Below are 15,676 nucleotides of genomic sequence, written 5' to 3'. Positions count from 1 at the left end.
AAACACTCCCCCTTGTCGGGGCGATACTTATACCCTATAAATAAAGTAAGATATTCAACCGGACAGGCCCGAACCCTGCCCCATGTATGGACTTCTCTTGATATGGCATCTTTGGCGACTCTTCCGATCCTCGACCGCGACGACGCTCCGGCACAGGCTCCCGCCCCCCGTATCACCCCCGAACAACGCGCCGCGCTGACCCATTTGCGGATGTCGGCGATGGCCTGTCGCGTCGCCGCGCGCACGGATCTTTACGAAGCCTGCGCCCTGCTCAGCCTTGATGGCGAGGACGCGAAACGCACATTTGTGGATACGCTGATCAAATGTCTGCCGAATGCGGTGCAGCGCAAGGTCGTCTGGTTCGCGCCGGGCACAGACACGCTATCGTTCGACGAAGCATGGATCCTGCGCTGCCTGACCAGCATCCGCGAGGACGATCCCGCCAGTCTCAATTTCCTGATCAAATCGCGCGTGGCCCCTGCGGACCGACGCTATATCGGCTATCTACTCGGCCAGATTTCCGAGCAGTTTTCTCAAGTTTAGAATAATTCCAAAAAGACCTTGGCAAACCGTTTTTGGTGTCTATGTTGAATGGACAGCAAGCTAGTACCGTGCCAGCCAGTCAGAATTTTAATCACTTGGGGACGAGAAAATGAACCAGACAGCAGCTGCTTTGACAACCGATGCAAAAACAGCAATCGCCGATGCATTGAACCAATGCGTTGCGGAAACCGCCGTGACGACAATGCTGGCGCAAAACTTTCACTGGAACGTAAAAGGCATGGGTTTCGGCCCGCTGCACGACCTGTTCCAGAAGATCTACGAAGACCACTTTGTCGCGCAGGATGATCTGGCAGAGCGTATTCGCGCCCTTGATGTCCATGCCGAAGGGATGCTTGCAGGCATGCTGAAGCGGTCCAAGATCAACGAACATGATGGTCACGCCAACGACAAGGAAATGATCCGCATCATGATGGAAGCGCAGGAAACGCTGGCCTCCACCATCGCGGGCGCGGGCCAATTGGCCGCCGACCACGGCGACACGCTGACAGAAGATCTGTGCATCGCACGCGGGACAGAGCACGAGAAATTCGCGTGGTTCCTGCGCGCACACCTCGCAGGCTAACCAGCCCGCCCGCTGATCCCGTCAGCACCCAAATCAAATCGCGGCTAGAGAAGCTTCTCGGCCGCGATTTTGCGTTTTGCCAGCTTCTTGCGATAGGCCAGATCCCAATGGCTGTATTTGCCCAGACGTTCCTGTTGCGCGGTCAGCATCTGGACAAAGCCCACGCGGTGGCTTTCTTTTTTCAGCGATTTGAACATGGATTTCTGCGCCTTGGTCATCGAACACCCGATGCAATGGCCTTCGCGTTTGAACTTGCACACGTCGATGCAGGGGCTGGGTGTTTTTACCATGGGAAACCTTGCTGATTGATCCGGCGGTTTGCCCCCTGTCCGTGCAGGGTGCCAGCGGTAGCCTATGCCAGCAAAAGCAAGGCCGCGCCAGTGGGGGCGCGGCCTTGGTCGTTCAAATCATCGTTTGCCGAAGGGGGATCAGGCGGGATCAGTACCAAAGACACCGCAGGCAATCCGGTCGCCCGCATCGCCTGAAGGTTGCGAGCTGTAATCATCCTGCCCGCCGTGGATCACAAAGGCAGCGCCGTCGTCATCCATCAGATGCTCTTCGACATTCAGGAACGGCAAGAACACTTCCTGCTCTACCGTGCCATCACTGCCCACCGTGACATTCGGCATATCACCGGGGTGTGGGCCACCGGCGGTCAAAACGCCATGCTCGCGGTCCCCCGCGATATGCCCGCCAGCGGATTTGAACCCGTCGCCGGAACAATCACCGGTTTCATGCAAATGCACCGCGATGCCCCCTGCGGGCAGGTTGGACAGCGACAGTTTTGCCAGCGCCACGCCGGACTCGGTATCCTGGACCGTCACGGTTCCGACCTCTGCCCCTTCGGCATCCATAACCGGCGCAGTCGTCTCGGCGGCGAAAGCGGCGCTTGTCATCAGCCCGCAGGCCACGGCGGTGGTGAGTGCGAATTTCATTGGAATCTCCCTTTTCATGCTTGGGTTTGAACCGGCCAGCTGTGGTCGATTGGTCAAAGACCAACCCGCCGCATTTACCCAAAGTTCCAAGCCCTCTCGTCCGCACGGCCAAACAACACCCATCGGCAGAACTTAGCCGCCCGCCGAAGGACGCGGAACCGCCGCGCCGCCTCTATCGTTTCAACTACAGGTAACCACAACACAGGAGAGTTTCGACATGACTGCGACATCACATTCTAGCCTCGTATCTTCCTCTGACGTGAATGGTACGACTGTTTACAGCCGCGACGGCACGCATATCGGGTCCATTGATCACCTGATGATCGACAAGCAATCCGGCAAGGTCGCCTATGCCGTGATGGGCTTTGGCGGGTTTCTGGGCCTGGGCGAGGATCACCACCCCGTGCCGTGGGGCAAGCTTGAATACGACACCACCAAAGAAGGCTTCGTGACCGACATCACTGAAGAGCAGGTTAAAGGCGCACCAACCCGCAGCGACGGTTGGGTGACAGACCGCGAATGGGAACGCCGGACCCACGAACACTATATGGTGCCGAACTACTGGATCTGATCCACAGAAGTTAACAACCGCAGGCCGTCCCCACATCGGGGGCGGTCTTTTACTGTCACTGCCCTACATCCAGACCAATAGCTTTCAAGATACCGGATTGCCCCCATGCCCAGTTCCACCCCCTGCCCCCCTCTCCCGCACCCGTCTTGCGCGCAGGAGACACGCTGATGTGGGAAGATTTGCTGAACGAATTCTCCCTCGCCCCCAGCCTGCCCCTGTCGGTCGTTGTGGCTCGCACCCTTGCGACGGTGGTATTCTGCGGTCTGATCGGGCTTGAACGCGAAACCTCCAAACGGCCCGCGGGTCTGCGCACGCATATGCTGATCGGCCTCGCGTCGTGCATCTACTGTCTGCTGACCCTCGCCCTGCTCGCCCGCAGCGCCGAATTCGGCGATACCATCCGGATGGACCCCCTGCGTATCATCGAGGCGGTGACCAGCGGAGTCGCTTTCCTTGCCGCGGGGCTGATCGTCTTTTCCCAAGGCAAGGTGCGCGGCCTGACCACGGGGGCCAGCATGTGGGTCGCCGCCGCCGTTGGCGTGGCTTGCGGCTTGGGCGAATGGACGATCGCGGGCATGACCGTGATCCTCGCGCTGATCATCATCGCGCTGGTGCGCAAGCTTGAAAAACGCGCAGGCACCTATGAAGAGCACGACTAGTCGCGGCCATCGGCAGCAATGCAACAGTTTGTGACCCAGAAACACGCGCCCTTGTTTTACAACCTCGGCGAAATACCCTAGCTGCATAGCAAATTCATATGAGGAATATCACGATGAGCGTTCGGGTTTGGATTGCAGGCTGTGCCGTATTGGCGCTGGCTGCTTGTGCGGATGTGCAGACCACCACTGACAAGATGACAACGGACGACGGGTTCTTCAAGGAACTGCCCGAAGGGGTGCGCATGGTGGCTGCCAAGAACCAGGATCTGACCGCGGTTAAGATCGACCCCAGCAACGGGTGCTACGTCTATCGCTACCGCGGGCCAGTCGAAACAACCTTCCTGCCCCTGCGCGCCGACAATGGCCGTCCGATCTGCACCCAAACGATCGCGGCTGCTGCGGCGGGCTAATCGCGCCCCGCGTCGTGACGTAAAAAGGCCGCCCGAAGCATCTCGCTTCGGGCGGCCTTTTCATGTGTACAAAGGTCCGGACTTAGGTCGCAGCCGTCACCAGCTCTTCCGGCGGGTACAGGACCGCGCGCGATCCGGTGTTTACGTTCTCGTACAGATCGTTGATATGCGCCATGATCATCCGCACACAGCCAGAGCTTGCACGCCCCCCGATCGATTGCGGGTTAGGCGACCCGTGGATGCGCAAATAGGTGTCGCGGTTGCCGACGAAAAGATACAGCGCGCGTGACCCCAAGGGGTTCTGCGGGCCTGCGTCCATCCCATCGGCGTGTTGTTCATAAAGCTCTGGATCGCGGCGGATCATGTTCTGCGTCGGCGTCCAGGTTGGCCATTTCGCCTTGCGCTTGATCGAATAGGTGCCGGGCTCGTACAGGTCACCCCGCGCAATCGCCACGCCATAGCGCATGGCGGTGCCATTGTCCTGAATGTGATACAGATACCGCGCGACCGCATCGACGTGGATATCGCCCGGCGTCAAACCGGGGTTCGCCTCTACCAGTCGGGGCAGAAAGCGGGGCGCGACGCCCCAAGGGTTCGTCGTTGCAGGATCGTAGCCCGCAGGCGTTACCTGCGCATCCCATGCGTCCCACATCGACTTGTCTGTTGTCGCAGCGGCGGCGAGACTGGGGGCCAGAGGGGCAGAAAACAACGCGGCAGCGGAGCTGGTGATAAAATGGCGTTTGGTCAGCATGCGTGCACGCTCCTATTTAGTTAGTGCTTGACGATGTAACCCCCAATAGCGCGACCCTGTTCCCAAGAACCAGTCACATGGCTGTGTGAGTTTGTTTCGGCCAGCGCAAACTAGACCGCCCCCGGCAGAAACGCCACGACTAGTTTCGCCAAAATTTTTTGCAAAACGGCGGAACAACTCGTTCACGCGGGCGTTATTTAGACAAATGACCAATCATTTGGGTTTCGTATGCCAACGTATTCCAGACGATCAGTTCTATTCGGCTTCGGTGCCGCAGTCGGCCTTGCGTCCCTGCCGCGCCATGCCTTTGCCGCTCTTGATGGCACCCCGTTCACCTTCCTGACCGATTCCGAGGCCCGAAGCCTCGCACTGCTGTGTGACACGCTGATCCCGCAGGATGATTTCCCCTCGGCCAGTCAGGCCGGCGTGGTCGATTTCATCGACCTGCAACTTGCGGGCGGATACGGGCGCGGGGAACACCTGTATATGGACGGGCCCCACCCCCAAGGCACGCCCGAGCAAGGCTACCAATCCCCCCTACGCCCAGCCGAGCTCTGGCGCGAGGGGCTGGCAGCAATGCAGACCGTCATCGGCCCGCTTGAAGGGCAACCGCAATCCGCGCTCGACCAGCTGATGACCGACCTGTCCAAGGATAGGCCCGCGCTCGCCGGTCGTGTCGGGGCCAAAACATTCTTTACCGAACTCCACGCCCTGACGAACCAGGGCTATTTTGCCGACCCGATCTATGGCGGCAACAAGGGCTATGCCGGTTGGCATATGGTCGGCTTCCCCGGAGCCTTCGGCTATTTCACCGACACGGTCGATGCCCACAATCGCCCCTACCGGCAGCCCCCTATGGGCATCGGGCATCAACCGGGCACAAGCGACTTCAACTGGGAAAGGTAGATCATGGCACGGCGGCTGGCGAAAACAGATGTGGTCATCATCGGGGCCGGTTGGACGGGTCTGACAGCTGCATATGAACTTGCCCATGCTGGCAAACGCTGTGTGGTGCTGGAACGCGGATCATACCGCCACGACGCCGATGATTTCGCCGCCCCCAAGGAACATGACGAACTAAAATATGCGGTGCACCACGCGCATATGATCAACACCCGCAAAGAGACCCTGACTTTCCGCAACAACGCCAGCCAGCAGGCGCTGCCGATGCGCAGGCTCGGGTCATTCCTGCCCGGTGTCGGGCTTGGCGGTGCGGGCATCCACTGGAACGGCCAGCTTTGGCGGCCCCTGCCGTCCGACCTCGAAATGCGCAGCCATTACGAAAACCGCTATGGTGCCGACTTCATTCCCGATGACCTGAATGTGCAGGATTGGGGCGTCACCTATGACGAGCTTGAACCCCATTTCGATTTCTACGAGAGAATCTGCGGTACCTCTGGCACAGCAGGCCAGATGGCAGACGGCCCGCGTGAAGGCGGCAACCCCTTCGAAGGGCCGCGCAGCGCCGATTATCCCAACCCGCCCATGCGCCAGCCCATCGGCCCCACCAAATTCGGCGAGGCGGCGCAAAAGCTCGGCTACCACCCTTTCCCCCTGCCCGCCGCCAACGCCACCAAGGAATACACCAACCCCTACGGAGCCAAGCTGCATCCCTGCACCTATTGCGGCTTTTGCGAACGCTTCGGCTGCGGCTACTACGCCAAGGCCGACCCGATCATCTGCGTTTATGACCAGATCAAATCCCACGAGAATTTCGAGATCCGCTATCAGGCGCAGGTCTTGCGGGTCGAGAAGTCGGAGGACGGCAAGACCGCCACCGGCGTCACCTATCTGACCGACGCGGGCGAAGAGGTGTTCCAGCCCGCCGACATCGTTTGCATGAACGCCTATGGCCTGTGGAACGTGCATCTGATGCTGGTCTCCGGTCTGGGCAAACCCTACGACCCGAAAACCCGCACAGGCACCGTGGGCCGGAACTATGCCTATCAGACGCTGGCAGGCGTGAACGTGTTCTTTGAGGATCAGGTGGTGACCAACCCCTTTATGGGGGCGGGGGCGCTTGGCACGGTGATCGACGACTTCAACGGTGACAACTTTGATCACAGCGATCTGGGGTTTCTGGGCGGCGGCTATATCGCCTGCACGCAGACCAATGGCCGCCCGATCAACTACCAGCCCACGCCCGAAGGCACGCCCGCATGGGGCGCCGACTGGAAACGTGCCGTGCGCGAGAATTACCTGCACCACGCCAGCCTGACCGTCCACGGGTCATCTATGGCGACGCCCGATAACTACCTTGACCTCGATCCAACATGGAAAGACGCGTATGGCCGCCCGCTGCTGCGAATGACCTTCAACTTCCCCGAAAACGACCGGCGCATGGCAGACTATGTGATGGGCAAGGCGCATGAGATCGCGCGCAATATGGAGAACGTGACATCCACCTCCGCCAGCAACCGCGCGGCAGAGGGAAGTGATTATTCCATCGTGCCCTATCAGACCACCCATAACACCGGCGGCACGGTGATGGGCACGGACCCGACCACCAGCGTCGTGAACCGTTTTGGCCAGATGTGGGATCATCACAACGTCTTTGTCTTTGGCGCAGGGCTGTTTCCGCAAAACCTTGGCTACAACCCCACGGGGCCGCTGATGGGCGTCGCCTATTGGACGCTCGATCACATGAAGAACGACTATATCGCCAACCCGCGCCCGCTGATGGACGCCTAAAGCAGAGGAGCCCCCATGAACATCCCGCATCGCCCCCTGCTCTGCCTCGCCCTCGCAGCCCTTTTGCCCGCGCTGGCCACCGCGCAGGCGATCCCTGCGGATCAGCCCTATGGTACGGCGCGCGATCTGTTCAACATGACGGTCGATACGCCGCCCGACGCCGACACGCTGACACGGGGGCAGGCCATCGCCCTGCAGGGCGCGGGCGATGTGCAATCCTGCGTGACCTGCCACAGCGTTGATGGTCAGGGGGACGGGTCGGGCAGCTTCCCACGGCTTACCGGACAACCGGCGTGGTATCTTGACAAGCAGCTGGATGACTATGCCAGCGACGCGCGGCCCGACGACCTGATGACGCCCGTCGCGCAATCCCTCTCTCAAGACGACCGCGCCGCGGTCAGCGCCTATTACGCCTCTCTCGCCGCGCCGCTGCGGGTGGCGCGCGGGCAGGTCTCGGTACAAGATATCCAGAAAGGTGCCGCCATCGCGCGGGCCGGATCGCCTGACAAGGGCCTGCCCGCCTGCACCAACTGCCACGGGCCAGACGGCACGGGCAACCCGCCCTCGGTGCCCTATCTTGCCGGTCAATACGCCAACTACATGGTGCTGCAACTGGACCGCTGGAAACGCGGCCAGCGGGACAATGACGTTGGCGGCATGATGTCCGCCATCGCCCGCAAAATGACCGCCGAGGATATGCGCGCCATCAGTGAATACTACGAGCGTGTGGCCAACCCGCTGACGACGAAAGACCCTGAATGACCCTCAACGCCCCCTCCCCCGCAACGCTACAGAACCGGAGTCCCCATGTTTGACTGGATCACCGGCCTGCTGGATGCCGCAGGCTATCTGGGCGTCGCGTTTCTGATGTTCGCGGAAAACGTCTTTCCACCCATCCCGTCCGAGCTGATCATGCCGCTGGCGGGGTTTCTGGCCTATCAGGACCAGATGAACTTTATCGGCGTGGTGATCGCGGGCAGCATCGGGTCGCTGGCGGGCACCTACCTCTACTACATCATCGCGCGCAAGATCGGGCACGACCGCGTGCGGCACCTTCTGGAAAAGCATGGCCGCTGGCTCACCATGTCCCCCGAGGATCTTGACCGCGCGTCGGACTGGTTCGACCGCCACGGCAATCTGGCCGTGCTCATGGGGCGCATGGTGCCCGCGATCCGCACATTGATCTCGGTGCCCGCGGGGCTGACGCCGATGCATCACCTGCCATTTCTGGCCTTCTCGCTGGCGGGCACGGTGATCTGGAACACATTGCTGACCGGCCTCGGCTACGCGCTCGGGTCGCAATACGATCTGGTCGCGGACTACATGAACCCCGTGTCCAACGTTGTCATCGGCGCCTTGGTGCTGACCTACATCTACCGCGTGATCCGCAAGAAAGGCGGCAGCGCACAAGACGCCACGGGCTAGCCGTCGCTACGGGCGTGAACTGGTGACGGCTGTGATGTCGGGGCCACGCCCCCGGCAAGGGGGGAAGGGAGTGTCCCATGACCAAGGATGTTTCAGCAACGCCGGATCAAGACGGCGAGAAAACCGAACTTAAACGCGTGATGGGGCCCGGCTTGCTGCTGCTGTTCGTGGTGGGCGATGTCTTGGGCACAGGGATCTACGCGCTCACAGGCGAAGTCGCGGCAAAGGTCGGCGGCATCGTCTGGCTGCCGTTCCTCGTGGCCTTTGTCTTGGCCACCGTGACCGCCTGCAGCTACCTTGAACTTGTCACCAAATACCCCAAGGCCGCCGGTGCCGCGCTTTATACGCAAAAGGCCTTTGGCGTGCATTTCCTCACCTTCCTCGTGGCCTTCGCTGTGATGTCCAGCGGGATCACCTCGGCCTCGACCGCCTCGCAGGCTTTTGCCGAGAATTTCGGGAAAAGTTTCGGTCTGGGCGACGGGGCCTTCCTGATCACCGCCATTAGCATCGGCTTTATGGTGCTGCTGGGGCTGATCAACCTGCGCGGTGTCGGCGAAAGCGTGAAGGCAAATGTGGTGCTCACCTGCATCGAACTGACCGGCCTGCTCATCATCATCATGATCGGGGCCGCCGCGCTCATGGGCGGGCAAGGCGATTTCGGGCGCGCGTTCGATTTCAGCAGCGCCGGAGAGCAGGGCCTGTTCTGGCCCGTGATCGCCGCAACCACGCTGGCCTTCTTCGCGATGGTCGGCTTCGAGGATTCCGTGAACATGGCCGAAGAGGCCAAGAACCCCTCGCGCATCTTCCCCAAAGTCCTGCTGGGCGGGCTGCTGATCACCGGCGTGATCTATCTGCTGGTGTCGATCACCGCCATTGCCCTTGTCGACGCAAAGGCCTTGGGCGAAGGGGCCACACCCCTGCTCAAGGTCGTCGAAGCCGGCGCGCCCTGGTTCCCGCTCAGCGTCTTCGGCATCATCACCATGTGCGCCGTGGCAAACTCCGCGCTGATCAACATGCTGATGGCCAGCCGTCTGCTGTATGGGATGGCGCAGGAAAAAGTGCTGCCCACCATTCTGGGCAAGGTGCTGCCCAAGCGGCGCACGCCCTATACGGCCATCGTCTTTACCACCGGGCTGGCGATCGCGCTGATCACCTTTGTCGGCGCGGTGCCTGATCTGGGGGGCACCACGGCGCTGCTGCTGCTTGCGGTGTTCACGCTGGTCAATATCGCCGTGCTGGTGCTGCGCAGCGATACGGTGGATCACGACCATTTCACCAGCCCCCTCGGCCTGCCCTATATCGGCGCGATATCTTGCGCCTTTTTCGTCGGCCCGTGGACCGGGCGCGACAGCGTGCAATACCTGATCGCCGCGGTGCTGATCGGCTTGGGTGTCGTGCTCTGGGGGGCGACCGTGTTCTACATGAAATCAAAGGGGCAAGACCCGCTTGCCTCGGACATGGACAAATTGTCAGAGTGAAAGGAGCCCCCTTGCAACACCCTTGGCGCATCTGTGCAATCGCCCCGGCCGCCCTGCTTCTGGCGGGCTGCGAGGGGCGTCAATCCGTGCTGGCCCCCGCCGGTCAGGACGCGTCGGATGTGCTGAACCTCTTTTGGGTGATGCTGGTCGGCGCGGTGATCCTGTGGGGGCTTGTCGCGCTGCTGTTTGTCTATGTCACACGCATCAACCCCGGTGCCATGCGCCGCCGCACCGCCGAGATGCTGATCGTCGGCGGGGGTATCCTCTTTCCCGTGGTCCTGCTGGGGGGGCTGCTGATGTATTCTCTGCCGCTGATGGGACCGACCCGCGCCGAAGGGGACGGGCTGGTCGTGCGGGTCACCGCGGAACAATGGTGGTGGCGCGTCGAATACCAACAGCAGGGGGAGACCAGAACAGTCGTCTCGGCGAATGAACTCCGCCTGCCCGCCGGTGCCCGGACCGAGCTTGTGCTGAACGCGCATCGGGTGATCCACTCCTTCTGGGTGCCGGCCCTTGGCGGCAAGACCGATATGTTCCCGGGGCGCGAAACCCGCATGACCCTCGCGCCCACCGATCCCGGCATCTACCGTGGCCAATGCGCCGAATTCTGCGGGGCCTCCCATGCGTTGATGGCCTTTGAAACCGTGGTGATGCCCCCCGATGAATTCGACCAATGGCTGAGCGCAGAGGCGCGCGATGCCAAGCCACCCCAAGGCGCGCTGGCCCAAGCCGGCGCGTCCTTGTTCCTTGAGGAAGGCTGCGGCGCCTGCCACAGCATTCGTGGCACCAAAGCCATCGGCAAGACCGGCCCCGACCTGACCCATCTGGCAAATCGCCACTCGCTTGCCGCAGGCACCCTTCCCTTGAACGCGCAGGCCATCGCCACATGGATCGGCCACACCGACACGATCAAACCCGAGGTCAATATGCCCACTTATGACTTCCTGTCCGACGACGATCTCGCGGCGCTCGCCGCCTATCTGGGGGGGCTGGAATGACCCGCAGATACCCCGATGTGCTGCAACCCGAAGGCACCTACCCCCCGACCGAGGATATGCTCGCCGAACCCGTCCCGCAGGAGGTTCAGGAGGCGCAGAAAAAACGCCTGCGTGCAGCTTGGAAAACGCCGCAGGGCTGGCGCTACTGGTCGGCGGTGAACAACACCGAGGTCGGCATCTGGTACACGATGACCGCGTTCTTTTTCATGCTCTGTGCCGGTATTCTGGCGGTGCTCATGCGCACCCAGCTTGCCGTGCCCGAGAATGATTTCCTCGACGCCGACCGCTATAACCAGTTCTTCACCATGCACGGCTCGGCGATGATGTTCCTCTTTGCCGTGCCCATGTTCGAGGCAATCTCGATCCTGCTGCTGCCCGGTATGCTGGGCGCGCGCGACATGCCGTTCCCGCGGCTCAGTGCCTATGGCTACTGGTGTTTCCTGATCGGCGGCATCTTTGTCTTCGGGTCTATCCTGTTCGATTCCGGCCCCAAGGCGGGCTGGTTCATGTACCCCCCGCTCGCCACCAAGGAAGAAGGCATCGGCCCCGATGTCTGGCTTTTGGGCCTCTCGTTTATCGAGGTCGCCTCCATCGCCGCGGCGGTCGAGCTCATCGTCGGCGCGCTCAAATGCCGCCCGCCGGGGATGCGCGTCAACATCATGCCGCTTTACGCTTGGTATGTGATGGTCGTGGGCGGCATGATCCTCTTCGCCTTCCCGCCGCTGATCGCGGGGGATTTCCTGTTCGAACTCGAACGGTCCTTCGATTGGCCGTTCTTCGATCCCGTCCGGGGCGGCGACCCGATGCTCTGGCAGCATCTGTTCTGGATTTTCGGCCATCCAGAGGTCTACATCATCTTCCTGCCCTCTATCGCCATCGCCGCGATGATCGTGCCCACTGTCGCACGCACGCCCATCGTGGGCTATTCGTGGATCGTGCTCAGCGCGGTCGGCACGGGGTTCTTGTCCTTCGGGCTGTGGGTACATCACATGTTCACCACCGGCCTGCCCCAGATCAGTCTGGGGTTCTTCTCTGCCGCGTCCGAGGCCGTGGTGATCCCCACCGGCATCCAGCTTTTCGCCTTTGTCGCGACGCTGATGGTGGGGCGGGTCAAGATGACCCTGCCAATGCTCTGGATCGCGGGGGCGCTGGCGATCTTTGTGGCGGGCGGTCTGACAGGGGTGATGCTGGCCATCGTGCCCTTCAACTGGCAGGCCCATGACAGCTACTTCGTCGTGGCCCACCTGCATTACACGCTGTTTGGCGGCATGGTCTTTCCGGTCATGGCGGGGGTCTATTATTTCTTCCCCTTCTTCCGCAAAAAGCTACTGTCCGAAACCCTTGGCCGTTGGGCCTTCTGGCTGATCTTTGTGGGCTTCAACGTCACCTTCCTGCCGATGCATCTGACGGGGCTCAAGGGGATGCCGCGCCGGATTTTCACCTATCCGGGCAGCGCGGGCTGGGACTGGCTCAATATGATGTCCACCGTCGGGGCCTATATCACCGCCGCAGGCTTTGCCGTCTTCGTCTACGATCTGCTGCGCCCCAAAGCGTACCAAGGCCAGATCAAGCGCAACCCTTGGGGCGGCGGCACGCTGGAATGGGCCCATGACGTGCCCGAAGAGGCATGGGGCAACCGTTCGGTGCCGTATATCACCTCGCGCTATCCGCTGTGGGACCAGCCCAAACTGGTCGAGCGTATGGACGCGGGCCGCTACTATCTGCCCGACGCCCCCGAGGGCAAACGCGAGACGCTGATCACCTCGGTCATCGACGCGAAACCGCTGATGGTGCAGCGCGTCACCGGCCCCGCGTGGATCACCATGCTCGCCGCGTTCTTTACCGGCGGTGCGTTCATCTTCCCCACCTTCCACATCTACGAACCCGCCATCGTCTGCGGTGCCTTCGCCATTGTCTGCGTGCTCTACTGGCTCTGGACCAGCACGGCACAGGTGCCGGATCAGGAGCGTAAGCACGTGGGTCTTGGCCTCAGCCTGCCGACCTACGCCTCGGGGCCGACCTCTGTCGGGTGGTGGGCGGTCTGGATCACGATGCTGGGCGACAGCACCGCCTTCGCCAGCCTCGTCTTCGGGTTCTTCTTCTACTGGACCGCGCGCCCGGACTTTATCACCATCGGAGCGGACCACGCCACGGGCGCCGCCGTCGCGCTCGGGGTTACGCTATTTGTCGTCTCATGGGCCGCGACCGTGCTCGCGCGCGAGGTCAATAAACGCAGCCATATCACGCTGGCACGCCTTGCATTAGCACTGGCCGCAACCTGCACCGTCGGCGGGGCGGGGCTGTTCATCCTGTCGGTCCTCCACCTTGAGCCCACAACCCATGTCTACCCCGCGACCATGTGGGCGCTGATGGTCTGGCTGGTGGCCCATTCGCTGCTGGGGGTCATCATGCAGCTTTACGCGCTGGCAGGGTCGATCTTTGGCAAGGTGACCCCGCAATATGACGCGGACCTGTGCAACGTCACGCTATTTTGGCACTTCATGGTGCTGACCGCGCTGGTCACCGGCTTTATTCTGGGCATGGCCCCAAGGTTGCTGGCATGAACCAGATCTCCACCGAAGAAGAGCAAGAGGAATTCCACGAGGAACAAGACAGCCTTTGGCGGCTCGCCCTCAGCCCCACGCTTTGGGCACTGCATTTCGTGATCTGCTACGGTACCACAACCGTATTCTGCGCCGATCATATCCTCGGCGTGGATTACCTCAGCACGCTGCGCCTTGGCATCGGGCTGCTGACCATAGGCGTTCTGGCGGCGATCGTCTGGCTGGGCTGGGGCGCGTGGCGGCAATGGGATGTGGTGCGTGACCGCGAATGGGAAAACGACGCGGGCAACAACGAGGACCGCCACCAGTTCATGGGCCACGCGGCGTTCCTGCTGTCGCTGATCTCGGCGGTCGGGGTGATCTATGTCTCGCTCCCCGTGCTCCTGATCGCCAGCTGCGCATGACCCGCGCCGCGACATATCTGGGGTTTGCCCTGCTTGCCCTGCTCTGGCTGGTGCCGCTGGAAAGGCTGACCGGCGCCGCCTTCCCCGTCCATATGCTGCGCCATATGGGGCTGGTCGCCGTGGTCGCACCGCTGCTCGCCTTCGGATTGGGCGACCGGCTGCGCTGGCTGATGATCTCTCCGCTGATCGCGACGGTGCTTGAATTCATGGTGGTCTGGGCATGGCACCTGCCGCAGCTGCACGGGATGGCCTATCTGCTGCCCGCGGGCTTTGCGCTGGAACAGGGCAGCTTCCTGATCGTCGGGCTGCTGGTCTGGGTCAGCGCCCTGCGCGCGCACAACGGGCTGGCAGGGGCCGGATCGCTGCTGCTGACCTCGATGCATATGACCCTACTGGGGGCGCTGCTGATCCTCGCCCCCCGCGATGTCTTTGCCGAGATTTGCGGCCGCGCCGCCGACCTTGGCGGGCAACAACTGGGCGGGCTGCTGATGCTGGGCATCGGCACACCGGTCTATCTGATCGCCGGATTGTGGCTGGTGGGCCGTGACCTGCGCAGCACCGACCCCGCACCCCAAACGTAACGGAGCAAACGCAATGAGAACTGTGATCAAAACCCTGATCGTTCTGGCCCTGCTGGGGGCTGTCGGCGCGGTGACCATCGTGGGGCTGGGGCTGTTCAACGTCTCTGCCCGCGCGGGCCATATTCCGGGCGTGTCCTGGGTGCTGCACACCGCCTATCGCCAGTCGGTCAAACTCCGCGCCCCTGACGCCGAACAGGTGCCCGACCTGTCCGACCACGATCTCGTCGCCCTCGGCGCGGGGCATTTCGACAGCGCCTGCAGCTTTTGCCACGCCGCCCCCGACCGGATCCACTCCGCCACCGCCGACGCCATGTCGCCAGAACCGCCCCATATCACCGACGCCGTCGCCGACTGGCAGCCGCAACATCTGTTCACCATCGTCAAGGATGGCGTCAAGATGAGCGGCATGCCCTACTGGCCCGCCGAAAACCGCGAGGACGAGATCTGGGCCATGGTCGCCTTTCTCACCCATGTCCGCGAGATGGAAGGCGCGGGCTTTGACGCGCTGCTGGCGTCAGACGCACCAGCCGACGACACCGCGCTGACCTATTGCGCGTCCTGCCACGGCGCGACGGGCGACAGCAAAGGCAACGACCATATCCCCCGCCTCGATATCCTCGACGAAGGGTACATGCAGGGCGCGATCACCGCCTATCGCACCGGCGCGCGGGACAGCGGCTTTATGGCCCATGCAGCAACGCAGCTTCCCCCCGATGACCTGACCCGCGTGATCCGCCACTATGCCGCATCCGCGCCCGATGGCCCGAGCCCGACAGCCCCCCTACCCCCGGCAGAGCTCGAGCTGATGGAGCAAGGGGCCGGCGTCGCCGCCATCGGCAATATCGACGCGCCGTCTTGCGCGTCCTGCCACGGCCCCGGTCTGGAGCAGACCAAACCCGGCTTCCCGCGCATCAGCGGCCAGCCGCGCCCCTATCTGGCGCAACAGCTGAAGCTTTGGCGCGATGGCACACGCGGCGGCGGCCCCGGCAAAGAACTGATGGAAAAAGCCGCCCGCAATCTGTCAGATGCCGAGATCGACGCGCTGGCGCTCTATTATTCCCAGCTTCCGGCGGAGTAGGCAGA

The 15,676-nt window shown here is 62.2% G+C and carries 18 protein-coding genes; 15 read left to right on the top strand and 3 right to left on the bottom strand.

What is annotated here, in order from left to right:
• Positions 1–102: 102 nt before the first annotated feature.
• Together ACTRWK_RS15800 and ACTRWK_RS15795 are read left to right on the top strand one after the other, a co-directional pair.
• Positions 103–543: a hypothetical protein gene (locus ACTRWK_RS15800; protein ID WP_005848738.1), complete on the top strand. Its 441-nt coding sequence runs from the start codon at positions 103–105 to the stop codon at positions 541–543.
• 109 nt (positions 544–652) lie between these two features.
• Positions 653–1,126 carry a Dps family protein gene (locus ACTRWK_RS15795; protein ID WP_005848741.1) on the top strand — a complete coding sequence of 158 codons (474 nt, stop codon included), beginning with the start codon at positions 653–655 and terminating at the stop codon, positions 1,124–1,126.
• A gap of 44 nt (positions 1,127–1,170) precedes the next feature.
• Here the strand turns inward: ACTRWK_RS15795 and ACTRWK_RS15790 are convergent, their stop codons facing one another.
• On the bottom strand, positions 1,171–1,416 hold the full coding sequence (locus ACTRWK_RS15790; protein WP_289082186.1) for a DUF1289 domain-containing protein: 246 nt from the start codon (positions 1,414–1,416) through the stop codon (positions 1,171–1,173).
• Positions 1,417–1,554: 138 nt separating this feature from the next.
• Positions 1,555–2,061 (bottom strand): superoxide dismutase family protein, encoded by a 507-nt coding sequence (locus ACTRWK_RS15785; protein WP_289082185.1) that lies wholly within the window; start codon positions 2,059–2,061, stop codon positions 1,555–1,557.
• A gap of 217 nt (positions 2,062–2,278) precedes the next feature.
• Here ACTRWK_RS15785 and ACTRWK_RS15780 point away from each other — a divergent pair, with 217 nt between their 5' ends.
• The 3 genes from ACTRWK_RS15780 (at position 2,279) to ACTRWK_RS15770 (ending at position 3,701) form a co-directional block, all read left to right on the top strand.
• The gene (locus ACTRWK_RS15780; protein ID WP_174226631.1) at positions 2,279–2,632 is read left to right on the top strand and encodes a PRC-barrel domain-containing protein; all 354 of its coding nucleotides are present in this window, start codon (positions 2,279–2,281) and stop codon (positions 2,630–2,632) included.
• Positions 2,633–2,799: 167 nt separating this feature from the next.
• Complete coding sequence (locus ACTRWK_RS15775) at positions 2,800–3,291, top strand: MgtC/SapB family protein (protein WP_037941371.1); 492 nt, start codon at positions 2,800–2,802, stop codon at positions 3,289–3,291.
• A 113-nt stretch (positions 3,292–3,404) separates the two neighbouring features.
• Positions 3,405–3,701 carry a hypothetical protein gene (locus ACTRWK_RS15770; RefSeq protein ID WP_289082184.1) on the top strand — a complete coding sequence of 99 codons (297 nt, stop codon included), beginning with the start codon at positions 3,405–3,407 and terminating at the stop codon, positions 3,699–3,701.
• Between the two features lie 82 nt (positions 3,702–3,783).
• Here ACTRWK_RS15770 and ACTRWK_RS15765 read toward each other — a convergent pair whose 3' ends face one another.
• Entirely contained in the window at positions 3,784–4,452 is a 669-nt protein-coding gene (locus ACTRWK_RS15765; protein WP_005848752.1) for a L,D-transpeptidase, read from the bottom strand.
• A gap of 228 nt (positions 4,453–4,680) precedes the next feature.
• On the opposite strand from ACTRWK_RS15765, the gene ACTRWK_RS15760 reads away from it, so the two are divergent.
• From ACTRWK_RS15760 to ACTRWK_RS15715, 10 genes are all read left to right on the top strand, one after another.
• A complete protein-coding gene (locus ACTRWK_RS15760) occupies positions 4,681–5,358 on the top strand; it encodes a gluconate 2-dehydrogenase subunit 3 family protein (protein ID WP_462844045.1) in 678 nt (225 codons plus the stop codon).
• 3 nt (positions 5,359–5,361) lie between these two features.
• The gene (locus ACTRWK_RS15755) at positions 5,362–7,143 is read left to right on the top strand and encodes a GMC family oxidoreductase (protein ID WP_289082183.1); all 1,782 of its coding nucleotides are present in this window, start codon (positions 5,362–5,364) and stop codon (positions 7,141–7,143) included.
• A 15-nt stretch (positions 7,144–7,158) separates the two neighbouring features.
• On the top strand, positions 7,159–7,905 hold the full coding sequence (locus tag ACTRWK_RS15750) for a c-type cytochrome (RefSeq protein WP_289082182.1): 747 nt from the start codon (positions 7,159–7,161) through the stop codon (positions 7,903–7,905).
• A gap of 45 nt (positions 7,906–7,950) precedes the next feature.
• A complete protein-coding gene (locus tag ACTRWK_RS15745) occupies positions 7,951–8,568 on the top strand; it encodes a DedA family protein (protein WP_289082181.1) in 618 nt (205 codons plus the stop codon).
• 77 nt (positions 8,569–8,645) lie between these two features.
• Complete coding sequence (locus tag ACTRWK_RS15740) at positions 8,646–10,046, top strand: APC family permease (RefSeq protein WP_289082180.1); 1,401 nt, start codon at positions 8,646–8,648, stop codon at positions 10,044–10,046.
• A gap of 11 nt (positions 10,047–10,057) precedes the next feature.
• Positions 10,058–11,044: a cytochrome c oxidase subunit II gene (gene coxB, locus ACTRWK_RS15735; RefSeq protein ID WP_289082179.1), complete on the top strand. Its 987-nt coding sequence runs from the start codon at positions 10,058–10,060 to the stop codon at positions 11,042–11,044.
• Positions 11,041–13,608, top strand: a complete 2,568-nt coding sequence (gene ctaD, locus ACTRWK_RS15730) for a cytochrome c oxidase subunit I (protein WP_289082178.1) — start codon at positions 11,041–11,043, stop codon at positions 13,606–13,608. The genes coxB and ctaD overlap by 4 nt, the downstream gene beginning before the upstream one ends.
• The gene (locus ACTRWK_RS15725; RefSeq protein WP_289082177.1) at positions 13,605–14,012 is read left to right on the top strand and encodes a hypothetical protein; all 408 of its coding nucleotides are present in this window, start codon (positions 13,605–13,607) and stop codon (positions 14,010–14,012) included. Before ctaD ends, ACTRWK_RS15725 begins: the two co-directional genes overlap by 4 nt.
• Positions 14,009–14,593 (top strand): cytochrome c oxidase assembly protein, encoded by a 585-nt coding sequence (locus tag ACTRWK_RS15720; RefSeq protein WP_168592923.1) that lies wholly within the window; start codon positions 14,009–14,011, stop codon positions 14,591–14,593. Before ACTRWK_RS15725 ends, ACTRWK_RS15720 begins: the two co-directional genes overlap by 4 nt.
• 13 nt (positions 14,594–14,606) lie before the next feature.
• Positions 14,607–15,671 carry a c-type cytochrome gene (locus ACTRWK_RS15715; protein ID WP_289082176.1) on the top strand — a complete coding sequence of 355 codons (1,065 nt, stop codon included), beginning with the start codon at positions 14,607–14,609 and terminating at the stop codon, positions 15,669–15,671.
• Positions 15,672–15,676 lie beyond the last annotated feature (5 nt).

It is taken from the genome of Sulfitobacter sp. G5_S2_6_S6 (assembly GCF_054968505.1).
This window is presented reverse-complemented; position numbering and strand designations above follow the sequence as displayed.

Bases quoted from the DNA above. Each gene is read 5' to 3' on its own strand.
- ACTRWK_RS15725 (WP_289082177.1), top strand. From the start codon at position 13,605: ATGAACCAGATCTCCACCGAAGAAGAGCAAGAGGAATTCCACGAGGAA.
- ACTRWK_RS15785 (WP_289082185.1), bottom strand. From the start codon at position 2,061: ATGAAATTCGCACTCACCACCGCCGTGGCCTGCGGGCTGATGACAAGC.
- ACTRWK_RS15775 (WP_037941371.1), top strand. From the start codon at position 2,800: ATGTGGGAAGATTTGCTGAACGAATTCTCCCTCGCCCCCAGCCTGCCC.
- ACTRWK_RS15720 (WP_168592923.1), top strand. From the start codon at position 14,009: ATGACCCGCGCCGCGACATATCTGGGGTTTGCCCTGCTTGCCCTGCTC.
- ACTRWK_RS15780 (WP_174226631.1), top strand. From the start codon at position 2,279: ATGACTGCGACATCACATTCTAGCCTCGTATCTTCCTCTGACGTGAAT.
- ACTRWK_RS15750 (WP_289082182.1), top strand. From the start codon at position 7,159: ATGAACATCCCGCATCGCCCCCTGCTCTGCCTCGCCCTCGCAGCCCTT.
- ACTRWK_RS15745 (WP_289082181.1), top strand. From the start codon at position 7,951: ATGTTTGACTGGATCACCGGCCTGCTGGATGCCGCAGGCTATCTGGGC.
- ACTRWK_RS15795 (WP_005848741.1), top strand. From the start codon at position 653: ATGAACCAGACAGCAGCTGCTTTGACAACCGATGCAAAAACAGCAATC.
- ACTRWK_RS15760 (WP_462844045.1), top strand. From the start codon at position 4,681: ATGCCAACGTATTCCAGACGATCAGTTCTATTCGGCTTCGGTGCCGCA.
- ACTRWK_RS15790 (WP_289082186.1), bottom strand. From the start codon at position 1,416: ATGGTAAAAACACCCAGCCCCTGCATCGACGTGTGCAAGTTCAAACGC.
- ctaD (WP_289082178.1), top strand. From the start codon at position 11,041: ATGACCCGCAGATACCCCGATGTGCTGCAACCCGAAGGCACCTACCCC.
- ACTRWK_RS15770 (WP_289082184.1), top strand. From the start codon at position 3,405: ATGAGCGTTCGGGTTTGGATTGCAGGCTGTGCCGTATTGGCGCTGGCT.
- ACTRWK_RS15800 (WP_005848738.1), top strand. From the start codon at position 103: ATGGCATCTTTGGCGACTCTTCCGATCCTCGACCGCGACGACGCTCCG.
- ACTRWK_RS15765 (WP_005848752.1), bottom strand. From the start codon at position 4,452: ATGCTGACCAAACGCCATTTTATCACCAGCTCCGCTGCCGCGTTGTTT.
- ACTRWK_RS15755 (WP_289082183.1), top strand. From the start codon at position 5,362: ATGGCACGGCGGCTGGCGAAAACAGATGTGGTCATCATCGGGGCCGGT.
- ACTRWK_RS15715 (WP_289082176.1), top strand. From the start codon at position 14,607: ATGAGAACTGTGATCAAAACCCTGATCGTTCTGGCCCTGCTGGGGGCT.
- ACTRWK_RS15740 (WP_289082180.1), top strand. From the start codon at position 8,646: ATGACCAAGGATGTTTCAGCAACGCCGGATCAAGACGGCGAGAAAACC.